The sequence below is a fragment of the Campylobacter concisus genome (assembly GCF_902460545.1).
Taxonomy (GTDB): domain Bacteria; phylum Campylobacterota; class Campylobacteria; order Campylobacterales; family Campylobacteraceae; genus Campylobacter_A; species Campylobacter_A concisus_AE.
Window position 1 is genome coordinate 15,280 of record NZ_CABPUE010000001.1, and the last position, 14,689, is coordinate 29,968.

Here is a 14,689-nt window from a genome sequence, read left to right on the forward strand (position 1 = left end):
CATAAAATCTCCGTCGTACATATCAATGCATCTTACATTAATAATATGTAAATTTTTAATACATATAAAAATACAAAATATTTAGCGTAAAATTTTATGTATCTTATCTATACTTTAGTAAAAAGTAAACTAAAAGAGATTAGAAGCATAATAATCCCAACAAAAATTTCTAAAATTTTCCATGAAAATTCTTTTGCAAAAACTGGAGTGAGAACTCTTGCTCCATATCCTAAAGAAAAGAAGAAAAATAGCGATGCAAGACTAGCACCGATGCCAAAAATTATATTTTCATCTCCAAATTTTGTTGAAATAGATCCTATTAAAAGCATCGTATCAAGATAGACGTGAGGATTTAGCCAAGTAAAAGCAAGCGTCAAAAGCACTATTTTGCTAAATTTTGACTCGTGTTGCGCACTAGGAAGAAGGCTTTTGGGATTTTTAAATGCACCATACAAACTCTTTAGACTATAGACAAATAAAAAGATAAAACCACCATATATGGCAACCTGTTTAAAAAACTCAAATTTTTGTAGCACTTTTGCAAAACCAAAAACTCCAGCAAATATAAGCAAGGCATCACTAAATGCGCATATTAAGCAAACTGTGAAAACATGTTCCTTTTTTATACCCTGCTTCAAAACAAATGCATTTTGCGCGCCGATAGATAATATTAAAGATAAATTTGTAAAAAATCCACTCCAAAATGCAGACATTTTCATCCTTTTTAAATTACCAATTATCTAAAATTTAACTAAAAGCAATCTAAAAGATCGAAAATTTTAACTATATGAAAAGGATAAATAATCATAAATTTATACCTTTTTTTATAAAATCTATAACCAAATAACAAAAAAAAGGATGTTCTCTTGCAAGCGCTAGCCTTAAAATATCGACCTAAAAATTTTGACGAGCTCATAGGTCAAGAAGCAGTTAGCAAAAGCCTAATACACGCACTTGATGAGGGTCGCATAAGCCACGCATATCTGTTTTCTGGGCTTAGAGGCAGTGGTAAAACTTCAAGTGCTAGGATATTTTCAAAAGCTTTAGTGTGCGAAAAAGGACCTACTTCAAAGCCATGTGAAGTATGCTCACAATGCATAATGGCAAATGAGTCAAGACATATGGACATCATCGAAATGGACGCTGCTAGCCACAGAAAGATAGATGATATAAGAGAGCTAATAGAGCAAACAAAATATGCTCCAGCAATGGCAAGATATAAAATTTTTATAATTGACGAAGTGCATATGCTAACCAAAGAGGCATTTAACGCTCTTTTAAAAACGCTTGAAGAGCCACCAAACTATGTAAAATTTATCCTAGCGACGACTGATCCATTAAAACTCCCAACAACGGTACTTTCAAGAACGCAGCATTTTAGGTTTAAGCAAATAAGCAGATACAGCATCATTAAACATCTTGAGTTTATTTTAAGTAAAGAAGGCATTAGCTATGAAAAAGAGGCACTTGAAATTTTAGCAAGAAGTGGCGGAGGATCGTTAAGAGATACTTTGACACTTCTTGATCAAGCTATCATTTACGGCGCAAATAATGTCACGGCAAATGGCGTAGCATCGATGTTAGGACTTCTTGATCCAGAAAAGATCGAAGATATAATAACTCATGTTTTAAATCATGATAAAAATGCTATCAGAGTGCTTGTAAGCGAACTTGAAAGCTACGATCCAGAGATGATAATAGATGAAATTTTGGCAAATTTAAAGCAAAAATTTATAGAAAACGACTCAAAAATTTCACTACTTGTTTATGAGAGATTTTTTAGGATTTTGGCACAAGCTAAAGGTATGCTAAATGTAAGTAGCGATAATGGCTTTGTACTAATGCTAATGCTTTTTATGATGATAGAAGCGCTAAATTTACAAGATATTGATGACGCTATAAATGAAGTGATCTCAAAAAATAGCGAAAATTCCACTCAAATCACAGAAGTCATCACTCAAAAAAGCCAAGCAGCTCCTGCTAAAATGCAAGGTCCATACGAACTATTCTTAACAAAAATTTATGATAGAAATTATGATCTTGGCGAGTTTTTTAAAGAATTTGTAGAATTTAGCTTTTTTAATAATAATGAGCTTGGACTGATAGTAAATGCAAAAGATGAAAATCTTGAATATTTTAAGAAAAATTGGAAAATTTTAAATGAGATATTGCGTACGCTTTTTGGACAAAATGCCAAAATAGTAAATGCAAAGAGTGATGAGCAAAAAGTACAAACTAAGACGCCTAAAGCCTTTTTAGAAAATAATGAAAAAAGCGAATTAGACGAGCTTGATGAGGAAATTTCAAGACTAAATGCAAATAACATTGAAACTAAAAACGAGTCAAAAATCGAGATAAAAAGCGAGCTGCAAAACGAGAAAAATAACTTTTCTTTGATGCTAAATAAAGAGCCAAAAACGCCAGAAGAGCTTCAAAGGCAAAGAGAACAAGGTGTGCTAAAAGAGGCTAATAGACTTTTTGGCGAGCCAACTATCGAGAGCTAGCCTTATCTTTACTGCTAGCCTCTAGCCTCTTTTTTAGAGCTTCTTTTTTGCGAAGCTCTAACTCATAAGCTTCATTTAGTGCATCTTCATCGTCCAAATTTGCTCCGTCTAAAAATTTTCGGTAGTCCTCAAATTGCTTATTTTTTATCCCCCAAAGTACGCCAAAAAGCAAAAATGCTCCCATCAAAACCGAGATAAAAACCAGCATCGCAAGTGTCGCGCTATCCATTATTTTTCCTTAAATTTTCTAACAATATAAAGCGAGTTTAAGATAACACTTAGCGAGCTAAGCGACATAAAAAGCGCAGCAAATAGCGGAATGACGTAGCCACATACGGCAAATGGCAGAGCAAGAACATTATAAAGAAGGCAAAAGAGCAAATTTTGCTTTATCGTTTTGTAAGTAAATTTCGAGATTTTTACGGCCTTCGCTAGACTTTTTAAACTATCATCAAGTAGCACTACATCGCTTCTTTCTAAGCTTATTGCCGCCCCGCTTCCCATACAAATGGCAACATGAGCAAGGCTAAGCGCTGCTGCGTCGTTTATGCCGTCCCCTACCATTAGCACCTTTTTGCCCTGCTCTTTTAGTTCGCTTATAAATTTAGCTTTCGTTTCAGGCAACATCTCTGCTCTAAACTCACTCACGCCAAGATCATCTGCCACGTTTTTTACCACTTTTTGTACGTCGCCACTTAAGATACACACTTTCATGCCAGCGCTCTTTAGCTCGTCTATCAAAGCCTTTGCTTCAGGTTTTATGCTATCTTTTAGGTAAAATTTCGCCACTAGCTCACCATTAAGCCCCACAAAAAAGCTCACATTTTCTTCAGCTTCATCAAAACTAATACCATTTTCAACTAAAAATCGTTTGCTTCCTGCATAAAATTTTTTACCTGAAATTTCAGCCTCAACACCCTTTGCCACGCTTAAATTTGTATTTTTAAGCTCTATTTTCCTTGCGCCTTTTTGGTTTAAAAATTTAGCCACTGCCACGCTTATCTGATGATTTGATATAAGAGCTAGCGAATAAATTTCATCTAAGCTTATGCTCTCTTTTATGAAAAAATCACTAACTTCAAATTCCGCCTTTGTGAGTGTACCAGTCTTATCAAATACCGCTACATCGCACTTTGCAAGGCTTTCAAAAAATTTAGCCTCTTTAAAAAGTACTCTATTTTTAAAGGCCACACCAAGGGCACAGACACTACTAACTGGCGTGGCAAGAGCAAGCGCGCAAGGGCAAGCGATCACGATGACGCTAACAGCCGTGACAATAGCTTCTGAAAAGCCAAATTTAAAGTACCAAAACCAAAATGTAAAAAATGCTAACGTCAGCACGCTAAGAGAAAATTTAGAAGCGATTTTATTGACTACTAGCTCGATATTTGGCTTTTTTAGCTCTGCATTTTGGAGCAAATTTATAAGCTGATTTAGATAAGAATTTTTAAAAATTTCCTTTGCTTCATAGATGATTTGTCCATTTTGGCAAATGACACCACTTTTTACCTCTTGCCCCACTCCCAAGGTCACAGGCAGGCTCTCTCCCGTTAGACTTGAGCTATCCACGCTTGCCTCGCCACTAAGCACTACTCCATCAAGTAGCGCCCTCTCGCCTGATCTAAGCACGATCTTTTCACCCAAATTTACATCTCTTGGTTCTTTTTTTAAAATATCCTTACCATCTTCTAAAACGCACACCTTTGCAAGCAGCATATCATTTAAAAAATTTGAAGTCTCAAGTGCCTTTTTCTTACCCAAAATTTCTAAAAATTTACCGATAAAAACAAAGGTGATGATCATCGCAACCGAGTCAAAATAGCTCTCACCGCTTCTTGTAAACATCGCATAAATCGAGTAGATATATGTTATGCTAGCTCCGGTGATAACGAGCAGATCCATATTTGGCGAAGCGTTTTTTATGGCTATCTTTGCTCCTTTGAAAAACTCGCTACCGGTATAAAAAAGTACAGGCGTTGCTAATACAAACTGCGCAAAACTTAAGATATCTTTTATATCGCCTCTTATGCCACTAAAATACCCACTATACTGAGCAATGGCCAGCCACATAATGTTCATCGTAGCAAATATACCGACTAATGCTTTTGTGTAAAAATTTCTTCTTTTCTTAGCTAGTTCGTCCTCTTTTTGACTCGTAGCATAGGGCTTTGGGACGTAGCCAACGGCATAAATTTTTTTAATTATCTGCTCTATTAAAAGCTCTTGTTCATCAAAAACAATAACCGCTTTTTGATTAAGCGAGTTGATATTTACCTCCAAGACACCCGGCAAGCTAAAAAGTGCCTTTTCAAGTAGCCAGATGCAAGCTGAGCAAGTGATGCCATCGATTAAAAATGAAATTTGACTAAAGTCGCCCTCTTTTGTCACAAGCTCGCTAAAATTTGCCGCTAAATTTTTGATATTTGCACCGTTGCTTGCCGGTGTAAGTGTATTTTTACCAAGACGTTCATAAAACTCGCTAAGCCCATTTTCATTTAAAATTTCATAAACGCCTTTGCAACCAACACAGCAAAATTTAAGTCCGCTTTCATTTAATATCATCACACTTTCATCAAATTTTAATCTACAATGAGCACATCTACTTTGTGGCATTTTTACTTTCTTTTATCTAAAATTTTTACCAATATTATTGCATCACATGCCTATTACGCACCATAATTTAAATACATAAATTTTATGGTAGACAAACTGCAAAAATAGGCACAAATTTCTTTTTTTATTACCGTTATAAAATGGCGAGATTATAGCAAATCAACCATTTTTGAGCAAAAATTTTATTTTATACCATTTCTTGACAACAAAGTTTTATTTTTATAAAATGCCAAAACTTTCAAAAACTTCTTTTTGAAACCTAGAAATTCTGCAAAATTATCCCCGCATTTAAAGAGGAAATATGGAAAATAACCAAACCGAGCAAAGTGTTACTCAAAGCACAAAAACTACAAAAAAACATCAAGCATCAAGAACACACATACCAGTAGACGGACACAAGATCGAAGAGCTAAGAACGCTTAGTTTAGATGAGCTAGTGCAGATCGCAAATAGCGTTGGCGTCGAAAATCCGCGAGAATTTCGTAGGCAGGATTTGATATTTGAGATACTAAAAACCCAGACAAAACAAGGCGGCTTTATACTATTTACTGGAATTTTGGAGATCACAAACGAAGGTTATGGCTTTTTAAGAGCCGTTGATGCAAATTTAAGCGATAGCTCAAATGACGCCTATGTTTCAAACTCTCAAATCCGCAAATTTGCACTTCGTGTGGGCGACATCATCACCGGCCAAGTAAGAGAGCCAAAAGATCAGGAAAAATACTACGCCCTTTTAAAGATAGAAGCGGTAAACTACATGCCTCTAGCAGACGCAAAAGAGAGGCCACTCTTTGACAACCTAACTCCACTTTTTCCAACTGAAAAGCTAAATTTAGAGTATGATCCGATGAAGCTAACGGGCCGCGTGCTTGATCTTTTCACGCCTATTGGCAAGGGTCAACGTGGCCTCATCGTCGCACCTCCAAGAAGTGGTAAAACTGAGCTTATGAAAGAGCTAGCTCACGGCATCGCCAAAAATCACCCAGAAGCCCAGCTAATGGTGCTTTTGGTCGATGAAAGACCAGAAGAAGTTACCGATATGCAGCGCTGCGTAAAAGGTGAGGTTTTTAGCTCGACATTTGATCTACCAGCGCTTAATCACGTCCGCGTAGCAGAGCTTGTCATCGAAAAAGCAAAACGTCTAGTTGAGATGGGCAAAGACGTCATCATCTTGCTTGACAGTATAACCCGTCTAGCGCGCGCCTACAACACAGTGACCCCGCCAAGTGGCAAGGTGCTAACAGGCGGCGTGGACGCAAACGCTCTTCACAAGCCAAAACGCTTCTTTGGAGCAGCTAGAAACATCGAGTATGGTGGCTCGCTAACCATCATCGCAACTGCGCTAATTGACACTGGCTCACGCATGGACGAAGTTATATTTGAAGAGTTTAAAGGTACTGGAAACAGCGAGATCGTGCTTGACCGCAATATCTCAGACCGCAGAATTTATCCAGCTATCAACGTTCTAAAATCAGGTACCAGAAAAGAAGAGCTACTTCAAAAACCTGATGAGCTTCAAAAAATTTGGGCTATCCGCTCTGCGATCGCTACAATGGACGATGTCGAAGCGCTTAAATTCTTGTATGCAAAAATGCTAAAAACAAAAGATAACAAAGAGCTTCTATCTATCCTAAACGAGTAAATTTAACTGAGCTTGAAGCGCTTGCTTTGAGCTCAAATTTCTTCACTTAAAATATCTAGCTAAAAATATCTTAGAAATTTTGAATTTTCTAACTATTGCTATTATAAAAGAGATTACGATTTTTAAACGATTATTTACTAAATTTTTCTATGTCTTGATTGATTAAATTTTCATATTCGCAAAGCTCGTTGCAAGTCTTTTTACTCTGCTCGATAAGCTCATCAAATTTAAATCCAAGCATCACAATACGATAAAGGTTTGGCTTGTGTTTTCGCCAGTTGTAAAGCGTTGCGACATCAACGTCTAAATGATAAGCCATATCACGTTTTGTCATCTTAGCCACTTTACACTCCTTTTTTTCGAGTAATTTTATAAATTTTATTCTGATAAGAAAACAATTGAATTATTTTATGTTTTTTATATATTTAATTGAATATTTAAACTTTATTTAATCCAATAAAATTTAGAATACCAGTCAAACATTTTTTAAATAAGAAGTAAAAATGAAAAATGTAGTCTTAAAAGTTGCTTTAGACTTAAGTCTAGCTAATGCCGCTGCTTTAGCACAAGGAGCGTTTATTGGAATCGAAGGAGATTGCTCTTTTAATTCAAAATTAACAGCAAAAAGCGACAATGGTAAATCAAAAGTCAAAAAGGCTCGACCAGGTATCGGACTAAAAGCTGGCTATGATTTTGATAGTTTTAGAGTTTATGGAGCTTACATTTACGACTTTCAAGCAAAGAAGTCACTTGGCGATGAAGACGGTACAGTAATAAAATGGAGTACACATAAATTTCTAGTAGGCGCAGACTATACACCAGAGTTAACAAAGGACATAAAACTAGTTCTTGGTGGCTACACTGGCTACTCAAAGCTCAAAATGGATGTATTTGATATTCATGACGGCTCGGAAAAAGCTAATACAAATGGCTGGATACTAGGTGCAAGAATTGGTGCTGAATACTCTATCAACGAAAACAATGCAGTTGAGTTTGGTGTAAAAGCAGATAGAACAAAATATAGCGCTATAACAAAATATGATAATGCAAAAATAAAAGAGACAAACGTTGGTCTTTATATGGGATATACATATAAATTTTAATCACTCGCAAGCTCAAATTTAAAAGTAAATTTGAGCTTGTTATTTAAAAACGAACTATAAATTTAAAAGTTTTTCTAAATTTTCACCGTCCAAGCGATAGTTTCTCCACTCAAGCGATTGATTTGTAGCACCCATACTTTCATAAAATTTAATACTTGGCTCATTCCAGTTTAGGCAACACCACTCAAGCCTTTTTAAATTTTCATCCTTGCAAATTTGAGCTAAAAATTTAAAAAATGTCTTGCCTATACCTTGATTTCTAAACTCTTTTTTGACGTAAATATCCTCAAGATAGATCCCACCAAGCCCCAAAAATGTAGAAAATGTGTAAAAATAGATAGCATAGCCAATCACCTTACCCTCACTCTCGCAGACAAGGGCTTTTGCGTGGTTTTTATTAAAGATAGAGTCTGCAAAAATTTCATTTGTAAAAGTAACTTGATCGCTCAAATTCTCATAGCTAGCAAGCTCTCTTACAAGCTCGCAGATCACGTCTATATCGCCCTCAGTCGCTTTTCTTATTTGAAATTTCATTAGTTATCACCAAAAAGTGCTTTTAAGTCTTTGATTGGCTCATTATTTTCTGCATTACTGCTAGTTTTTGAACCAAGCTCATTTAGCTCGATCTCATAGCCAGTTAGCATGCTTGCAAGGCGGATATTTATACCGTTTTTGCCAATCGCCTTACTCTTTTGCTCGCTCGCAAGCGTTACAATTGCCTTATTTTCTTCAATCTTTACAGATGTGATGATCGCAGGTGCCATAGCGCGAGCCACTAAGATCGCTGACTCGGTAGTGTATTCGATCGCGTCGATGCTCTCACCGTGAAGCTCTTTACTTACGGCATTTATCCTAACACCCTTTGTACCGACTGTTGCGCCGACTGGATCGATATTTGGAGTGGTTGAAATGAGCGCTACTTTAGCTCTTTCGCCAGGGATCCTAGCGCTTCCTTGTATGATGATGCCACCGTCTTTTATCTCGGGCACCTCTGAAGTTAGCAGCGCTTCAAGAAATTTAGGTGAAGTCCTTGAAAGCTCGACCTTTATACCTAAATTTTTATCTGTAAAAACTTTTCTAATGACCGCCTTTACAACGTCGCCCACTTTAAATTTCTCGCCTTTTATGCGATTTTTACGTGGCAATATAGCACGAAGCTCGTCTATCTCGATAAAAGTATTTTCGTCATTATCGACTCTAACAACTGGTCCAAAGACCATGTGACCGCTCATTTCATTATATTTTTGTAAAATTTTCTCTTCTACTAGGCGCTGAATGTGATACTCAAGCTCCTTGTGAAGTGTTTGTGCTGCGGTTCTTCCAAGATTATCAAGGCTTAGCTCGTAAGTGAGCTCATCTCCGATCTCTACACCACTATCTATCTTTTTAGCTTCTTTTAAGCTTAAAAAGTGTTCATTGTCTTCTTCAAGCCTCTCATCGTCGTTTGCTACGATTGAAATTTTTTGATAAAGCTTTAAATTTTTATTTGCATCGATACTCACATCATACTCATAATTTTCGCCATAAACCCTTTTAGCAGTGTTTATTAAAGCTCTTATAACGCGCTCTTTTACATCTTCTATCTCTAAATTTTTTTCATTTGCAATTGACTCGATGATATCTGAAATTCTTTCCATTTTTTCTCCATTGTAACGATAAATTTCGGGGATTTTTCGTGAAGTTTTGAAATTATACATAAGCCATACTTTTAATAACTTTAAGCTTATTATTAACTTTTATTTAATCCTTTTTTTATGATGTTTTGGATATATTGACCGATTAAAATTTAAGATTTTGAAAGGATTAAAAATGGAGCTAAAACTTGCAAGAGCTGAATTAGACGCAAAACCAAAAACGATTTCACTAGAAAAAATAGAGGCAGCTGTCGAAAAAGAGGGTCAGAAAATTTTCTATTTTGATAAAGAAAATACACACAAACAACTAATCGCCTTAGTCGAGCATTTTGAAGAAAAAGGGCTAAGCGTCTATCACAGAACCGTAAAATACGGACTTGATGATAGCGACTACATGTATGAAGTGCATATACTTTAATGAGTAAAAAACTCTTTATCCAAACTTTAGGCTGTGCTATGAATGTTCGTGACAGCGAGCATATCATAGCTGAGCTCTCACAAAAAGAAGACTACTCCTTAACACAAAATATAGAAGAAGCTGATTTAATCCTTATAAATACTTGCTCGGTTCGTGAAAAGCCAGTTCATAAGCTCTTTAGCGAGGTTGGAGCCTTTGAAAAAGCCAAAAAAAGAGGTGCTAAAATAGGCGTTTGTGGCTGCACTGCAAGCCATTTGGGTAGTGAAATTTTCAAGCGTGCGCCTTACGTTGATTTTGTCCTTGGCGCAAGAAATGTTAGTAAGATCACAAAGGCAGTAAATACGCCTAAATTTATCTCAACCGACATCAACCACGACGAGAGCGAATACGCATTTGGCGAGTTTAGAGGCTCACCATATAAAAGTCATATCAACATCTCGATCGGATGTGATAAAAAATGCACCTACTGCATCGTCCCACACACCAGAGGCGATGAAATTTCTATCCCTTCAAGCCTCATCTTAAAAGAGGTAGAAAAGGCTGCAAACAGCGGTGCAAAAGAGATATTTTTACTAGGGCAAAATGTCAATAACTACGGTAAAAGATTTTCAGGCGTGCAAGAGAATATCGATTTTAGCGATCTTTTAGTAAAGATAAGCGAGATAGAGGGCGTTGAGAGGATAAGATTTACAAGTCCGCATCCACTTCACATGGATGATAAATTTCTTGAAATTTTTACTAACAACCCAAAAATTTGTAAATCAATGCATATGCCGCTTCAAAGCGGAAACACAAAAGTTTTACGCGAGATGAAGCGCGGATACACAAAAGAGTGGTTTTTAGACCGTGCGTTAAGACTTAGAAAGATGTGCCCAAATGTGAGCATATCAACTGATATCATTGTTGCATTTCCAGGCGAGAGTGATAGCGAGTTTGAAGATACGATGGATGTGCTTGAGCAAGTTAGATTTGAGCAAATTTTTAGTTTTAAGTATTCACCTCGTCCGCTTACAAAGGCAGCTACTTTTACAAATCAAATAGATGATAAAACCGCTTCAGCAAGACTAACTCGCCTGCAAAATCGCCACAGTGAAATTTTAGACGAGATCGTGGCAGCACAAAAAGATAAAATTTTTGATGTATATTTTGAAGAGCTAAGGGCAAATGGCGGTGTTGCTGGGCGAAGCTTTAACAACTTTTTAGTTCAAGTCGATGGTAGCGAAGAGCTTCTTGGCACTACACAAAAAATCAAGATCACAAACCCAAAACGAATGGTTTTGTATGGCGAGCTGCAAATTTAAAAACACATTTGAAAAGCTCGCCCTAAATGTTGGCGTCTTTTTCATCTATATTTTAATGTGGCTCATTTTTCTAACCTGCAAAAAGAGCTACACTCCAAATTTCTTACCGCAAAATGGCTGTGTAGTCGTCTTTTGGCACGGCAGGCTTAGCTTTATGAGCTTTGCTTACAGGCAGTGGTGGAGTAGACAAAATAGAAAACAAGGCAAGGTGATAATTAGCGACCACAAGGATGGCGAGCTAATCACTAGAATAATCAAATTTTTTGGCATCGGTACCATTAGAGGTAGTAGCTCAAAAGGTGGCGCAAGAGCGCTTATAGAAGCTCTAAGAGAGATAAAGCAAGGTCACGACGTCATCATCACGCCAGATGGCCCACGCGGACCAAGACACAGCGTCGCAGACGGAGCAGTAGTAATCGCGCAAAAGTCATCTTGCGAAATTTATGCTCTAAATTTTGAAGCAAGCTCGTTTTGGGAGTTTAAAAGCTGGGATAAGATGATACTTCCAAAGCCATTTTCCACTATAAATTTTAGCCTCTCAGCCCCTTTAAGTGTGGAAAATTTGGAGCAAAAAGATGCAAAAGAGAAGATACAAAACGAACTTTGGCAAGCCTCACAAAATGATGGCGGAAAGAGCGTTTTGCAAAATAAAGAGGACTTTAGATCAAATTTAAAAATTTGGTGGAAAAAGTACGCGCATAAAAATCCACAAATAAGCGACGAGATAAAAGAAATTTTGGACGAAATTTATGAAAAATAAACTATCTATTTTTATAGCCATCTTTCTAATTATTTTATTTGGGCTATTTTTTTACAGCGACAACTCCTATAAGCTCGCTCTTGAAGCAAAATTTTTATACGAAAACAAAGAATATGAAAAAGCCTTGAATTTAAGCCAAAAAGCACTTGATATAGATATTTATAACAAAATGGCAAATACTGTGCTAAACCAAAGTAAAGCTGCTATCAAATTTAGTTCATACATAAAAAATGGCAAAGAGTATCTTGAGCGTATCAAAAAAATGAGTCAAAGTAGCGTTAGCAAGGCTAATAGCGAACGCATTAAGATGATGTGTGATGTGATGATAGAGGATTTTGACGACCTTAAAAACTCGGCCCTACTTGATAATGAGCTAAAAAATGAAGCTTTAAATACAAAAGAGATTTTCGTTAAGCTTAAAAACGAGCTGTTTTAAACTTATTTAATCCCTTTTTAGCTACCATAACGAAAATTATGCACTAAATTTAGGAGATTTATGTCTTTTAGCGTTAAAAAGCTTTTTTCTAACCTTTTTTTAAGCGTCGTGTTGGAGGGCAATGAGTGCATATTCTTCGGTCAGGTCTTTAGAAATGGCAAACTTTTAAAAACTATAAACGCTAAATTTACAGATATAAATATCGATAGTATCGATGAAAAAATCATAAAATACATAGAAGAGCAAGAAAAAGCATATTTTGGTGTATATGTTTCAGTTTTTTTTAACGACGACTCGCAAGGCGCGCTTCCTAGTGTTAGCTTTGATGAATACAAAAAATTTAATATAAATACTAAAAATCTTACAAGCCTTATCATGCAGGATAGCTGGAGTATTTATGCAAATTTAAATGCTATAAAAAAATATAAAAATTTATTTGGACAAGATAGTGTAGATCTCATCTACTCACCTATTGCCCTACTCTTTCACGAGCTTTTAAAACGCGGAATTTCTCCAAAAACTACACTTTATCTTTATATCCATGCACATTCGTTTACACTTGCGATCTTTAAAGATAAACAAATGAAGTTATCCACTTTTTTAAATATGTCTGGCATTGAAGAAACCAACCAGGAAGCCGAAAGCCTAAAAGAAGAAGATATAACAGATATTGACAACTTGATAATTAAAGAAGAAAATGACGCAACATCTCTTGATGATTTTAAAAGTTTAGATGATTTTTTAAGTGATGATAAGCCAAAAGAATTTGAAGATCTAAACTATGAACTAAATATGCCAGTTTCTACAAATGTAGAAAAATCGGTTGCTATTTTTGGGTATGACATGAAGATGTTTGATTACATCGTAAAGGCTGTAAAAGAATTTTACGAAAATCCTCTCTACGGCGGTGATTTTATTGAACAAATAATTGTTTTTGAAAATACAAAAACAAGTGTAACCTTTTTACAATATCTGCAATCTGAGCTTTTAGTGGAGACTTCGGTGTATCCAGTGAATACAAATCATATTATGAATGAAATCATGCAAGAAGAGATAATATTATGAGATTTAGCTTTATTGCCCCAGAACCAAGACCACTTATATCTATCTTTAGCAAAATTTGGCTAAGTCTTATAGGCTTTGTTTTTGTAGCTCTTTTGGCAACAAATTTCTTTATACTTTACAAAAATTATTCAATTGAAAAAAATATAAATTTTTTATCAAATGAACAAAAAGAACTTAGTCAAAAAATAGTCACAACAGATGAAGTTTCATCTAAACTAGCTGTACAAATAGAATCTGCAAATGATATTTTCACATCAAATTCTATTCTCAAGCAAAGCTTGCACAATCTTTTTGATCTAGTGCCTGATAGTATAACGCTCGAAGAGGTTTTTATGGATAAAAACTCACTCATCATTCGTGGTATAACGCCAACAAAAGATGTATTTAATCAGCTTCTAGCTTCACCTTTAAGATCTATTTTTACAACTTCAAATACCAGCTTTTATCAAAGTAAAAACGGCTGGTATGGCTTTATAAGTACAAATAAAATTGATAATTCTGAGGGATATAATGAGTAAAAAAGATACAAGCTTAGAAAAAATAGATCCTGTCAAGCTTTTACTTTTTATATTTGCTTTTATTGTAGTTTGCTTCATTATGATATTTGGTTTTATTGTGCCAAATATAAAAGAATTTAAAAGCCTAACTAGACAAAATTATTCACAGACCTCATCTTATACAAAAGTAAAAAATGAATTTGAAGCTAAATTTAAAGCCGTTGAAGCAACCAAACAAAAAGATGGAGCAATCATTTCAGCTTTTGAGACTAAATTTGATAAAGATAAATTTATAGAATTTGCCTCTAAATTTTTCAGTGAAGTAAGCCTTAGTAAAATAGAAGAAAGTGATAATAACGCTAGTGAGAAATTTTTTAGATTTCGCCTAAATGTAACTAGCTCTCTAAGGACACCACAAAAATTTTATGACTTTTTAGATGCGCTTAGCAGCTATGACAGTATCGTAAAGACCGAATTTCCTATCGTCATGAAAGGCGAAAAGGATAAAATCCATACTACTTTTAATATAAAAGTCTTTGGGTTGAAGTAAGAAATTAAAGTCCACCGTTAAGATAAAGTTCAACCAAAAACTCACTATATCTTTTTCTGCCAAGATAGTTTAAATGTTCCCAATCAGATAATTCTTCATCGCCAAATTTTAAATTTGTAAGATCAACAATTTTGGCATTTTTGATGGCTGATATTATTTCATTTAT

At 35.5% G+C, this 14,689-nt stretch carries 16 protein-coding genes; 10 read left to right on the forward strand and 6 right to left on the reverse strand.

Annotated features, from left to right (window positions below):
* Positions 1 to 107: 107 nt before the first annotated feature.
* Positions 108 to 713, reverse strand: coding sequence for a LysE/ArgO family amino acid transporter (locus FZ949_RS00100; protein WP_103580202.1), 606 nt, complete (start codon positions 711 to 713; stop codon positions 108 to 110).
* A gap of 153 nt (positions 714 to 866) precedes the next feature.
* On the opposite strand from FZ949_RS00100, the gene FZ949_RS00105 reads away from it, so the two are divergent.
* Positions 867 to 2,504, forward strand: coding sequence for a DNA polymerase III subunit gamma/tau (locus tag FZ949_RS00105; protein WP_148789976.1), 1,638 nt, complete (start codon positions 867 to 869; stop codon positions 2,502 to 2,504).
* Here the strand turns inward: FZ949_RS00105 and ccoS are convergent.
* Both ccoS and FZ949_RS00115 read right to left on the reverse strand, forming a co-directional pair.
* A complete protein-coding gene (gene ccoS / locus FZ949_RS00110) occupies positions 2,491 to 2,733 on the reverse strand; it encodes a cbb3-type cytochrome oxidase assembly protein CcoS (protein ID WP_084041397.1) in 243 nt (80 codons plus the stop codon). The genes FZ949_RS00105 and ccoS overlap by 14 nt on opposite strands.
* Positions 2,733 to 5,117 carry a heavy metal translocating P-type ATPase gene (locus FZ949_RS00115; RefSeq protein WP_103580200.1) on the reverse strand — a complete coding sequence of 795 codons (2,385 nt, stop codon included), beginning with the start codon at positions 5,115 to 5,117 and terminating at the stop codon, positions 2,733 to 2,735. Before FZ949_RS00115 ends, ccoS begins: the two co-directional genes overlap by 1 nt.
* Before the next feature lie 301 nt (positions 5,118 to 5,418).
* Here FZ949_RS00115 and rho point away from each other — a divergent pair, with 301 nt between their 5' ends.
* A complete protein-coding gene (rho, locus tag FZ949_RS00120) occupies positions 5,419 to 6,759 on the forward strand; it encodes a transcription termination factor Rho (RefSeq protein ID WP_107952445.1) in 1,341 nt (446 codons plus the stop codon).
* A 130-nt stretch (positions 6,760 to 6,889) separates the two neighbouring features.
* Here the strand turns inward: rho and FZ949_RS00125 are convergent, their stop codons facing one another.
* Positions 6,890 to 7,102: a transcriptional regulator gene (locus FZ949_RS00125; protein ID WP_002941953.1), complete on the reverse strand. Its 213-nt coding sequence runs from the start codon at positions 7,100 to 7,102 to the stop codon at positions 6,890 to 6,892.
* Positions 7,103 to 7,262: 160 nt separating this feature from the next.
* Between FZ949_RS00125 and FZ949_RS00130 the strand changes: the two genes are divergently transcribed.
* The gene (locus tag FZ949_RS00130; RefSeq protein ID WP_103580198.1) at positions 7,263 to 7,862 is read left to right on the forward strand and encodes an outer membrane beta-barrel protein; all 600 of its coding nucleotides are present in this window, start codon (positions 7,263 to 7,265) and stop codon (positions 7,860 to 7,862) included.
* A 54-nt stretch (positions 7,863 to 7,916) separates the two neighbouring features.
* Here the strand turns inward: FZ949_RS00130 and FZ949_RS00135 are convergent, their stop codons facing one another.
* Together FZ949_RS00135 and nusA are read right to left on the reverse strand one after the other, a co-directional pair.
* Positions 7,917 to 8,396, reverse strand: a complete 480-nt coding sequence (locus tag FZ949_RS00135; RefSeq protein ID WP_103580197.1) for a GNAT family N-acetyltransferase — start codon at positions 8,394 to 8,396, stop codon at positions 7,917 to 7,919.
* A complete protein-coding gene (gene nusA / locus FZ949_RS00140; RefSeq protein ID WP_103580196.1) occupies positions 8,396 to 9,499 on the reverse strand; it encodes a transcription termination factor NusA in 1,104 nt (367 codons plus the stop codon). Before nusA ends, FZ949_RS00135 begins: the two co-directional genes overlap by 1 nt.
* Before the next feature lie 172 nt (positions 9,500 to 9,671).
* Between nusA and FZ949_RS00145 the strand changes: the two genes are divergently transcribed.
* From FZ949_RS00145 to FZ949_RS00175, 7 genes are read left to right on the forward strand one after another with little or no spacing between them, the layout of a single operon-like run.
* Positions 9,672 to 9,914 carry an HP0268 family nuclease gene (locus FZ949_RS00145; protein ID WP_002941786.1) on the forward strand — a complete coding sequence of 81 codons (243 nt, stop codon included), beginning with the start codon at positions 9,672 to 9,674 and terminating at the stop codon, positions 9,912 to 9,914.
* Positions 9,914 to 11,215 (forward strand): tRNA (N6-isopentenyl adenosine(37)-C2)-methylthiotransferase MiaB, encoded by a 1,302-nt coding sequence (miaB, locus tag FZ949_RS00150; RefSeq protein ID WP_103580195.1) that lies wholly within the window; start codon positions 9,914 to 9,916, stop codon positions 11,213 to 11,215. The genes FZ949_RS00145 and miaB overlap by 1 nt, the downstream gene beginning before the upstream one ends.
* Positions 11,196 to 11,975 carry a lysophospholipid acyltransferase family protein gene (locus FZ949_RS00155; protein ID WP_103580194.1) on the forward strand — a complete coding sequence of 260 codons (780 nt, stop codon included), beginning with the start codon at positions 11,196 to 11,198 and terminating at the stop codon, positions 11,973 to 11,975. The genes miaB and FZ949_RS00155 overlap by 20 nt, the downstream gene beginning before the upstream one ends.
* Positions 11,965 to 12,411, forward strand: a complete 447-nt coding sequence (locus FZ949_RS00160) for a hypothetical protein (RefSeq protein ID WP_103580193.1) — start codon at positions 11,965 to 11,967, stop codon at positions 12,409 to 12,411. Before FZ949_RS00155 ends, FZ949_RS00160 begins: the two co-directional genes overlap by 11 nt.
* Before the next feature lie 60 nt (positions 12,412 to 12,471).
* Complete coding sequence (locus FZ949_RS00165; RefSeq protein ID WP_148789977.1) at positions 12,472 to 13,476, forward strand: DUF8341 domain-containing protein; 1,005 nt, start codon at positions 12,472 to 12,474, stop codon at positions 13,474 to 13,476.
* Positions 13,473 to 13,994 carry a PilN family protein gene (locus tag FZ949_RS00170; RefSeq protein WP_103580191.1) on the forward strand — a complete coding sequence of 174 codons (522 nt, stop codon included), beginning with the start codon at positions 13,473 to 13,475 and terminating at the stop codon, positions 13,992 to 13,994. The genes FZ949_RS00165 and FZ949_RS00170 overlap by 4 nt, the downstream gene beginning before the upstream one ends.
* Positions 13,987 to 14,523 (forward strand): hypothetical protein, encoded by a 537-nt coding sequence (locus tag FZ949_RS00175; RefSeq protein ID WP_103580190.1) that lies wholly within the window; start codon positions 13,987 to 13,989, stop codon positions 14,521 to 14,523. The genes FZ949_RS00170 and FZ949_RS00175 overlap by 8 nt, the downstream gene beginning before the upstream one ends.
* The last annotated feature ends 166 nt before the right edge of the window (positions 14,524 to 14,689 follow it).

What these genes read in the sequence shown, in the direction of transcription:
- FZ949_RS00100 (WP_103580202.1), bottom strand. Translation starts at nt 713, where the DNA reads ATGTCTGCATTTTGGAGTGGATTTTTTACAAATTTATCTTTAATATTA.
- ccoS (WP_084041397.1), bottom strand. Translation starts at nt 2,733, where the DNA reads ATGGATAGCGCGACACTTGCGATGCTGGTTTTTATCTCGGTTTTGATG.
- FZ949_RS00115 (WP_103580200.1), bottom strand. Translation starts at nt 5,117, where the DNA reads ATGCCACAAAGTAGATGTGCTCATTGTAGATTAAAATTTGATGAAAGT.
- rho (WP_107952445.1), top strand. Translation starts at nt 5,419, where the DNA reads ATGGAAAATAACCAAACCGAGCAAAGTGTTACTCAAAGCACAAAAACT.
- FZ949_RS00130 (WP_103580198.1), top strand. Translation starts at nt 7,263, where the DNA reads ATGAAAAATGTAGTCTTAAAAGTTGCTTTAGACTTAAGTCTAGCTAAT.
- FZ949_RS00135 (WP_103580197.1), bottom strand. Translation starts at nt 8,396, where the DNA reads ATGAAATTTCAAATAAGAAAAGCGACTGAGGGCGATATAGACGTGATC.
- nusA (WP_103580196.1), bottom strand. Translation starts at nt 9,499, where the DNA reads ATGGAAAGAATTTCAGATATCATCGAGTCAATTGCAAATGAAAAAAAT.
- FZ949_RS00145 (WP_002941786.1), top strand. Translation starts at nt 9,672, where the DNA reads ATGGAGCTAAAACTTGCAAGAGCTGAATTAGACGCAAAACCAAAAACG.
- miaB (WP_103580195.1), top strand. Translation starts at nt 9,914, where the DNA reads ATGAGTAAAAAACTCTTTATCCAAACTTTAGGCTGTGCTATGAATGTT.
- FZ949_RS00155 (WP_103580194.1), top strand. Translation starts at nt 11,196, where the DNA reads ATGGCGAGCTGCAAATTTAAAAACACATTTGAAAAGCTCGCCCTAAAT.
- FZ949_RS00160 (WP_103580193.1), top strand. Translation starts at nt 11,965, where the DNA reads ATGAAAAATAAACTATCTATTTTTATAGCCATCTTTCTAATTATTTTA.
- FZ949_RS00165 (WP_148789977.1), top strand. Translation starts at nt 12,472, where the DNA reads ATGTCTTTTAGCGTTAAAAAGCTTTTTTCTAACCTTTTTTTAAGCGTC.
- FZ949_RS00170 (WP_103580191.1), top strand. Translation starts at nt 13,473, where the DNA reads ATGAGATTTAGCTTTATTGCCCCAGAACCAAGACCACTTATATCTATC.
- FZ949_RS00175 (WP_103580190.1), top strand. Translation starts at nt 13,987, where the DNA reads ATGAGTAAAAAAGATACAAGCTTAGAAAAAATAGATCCTGTCAAGCTT.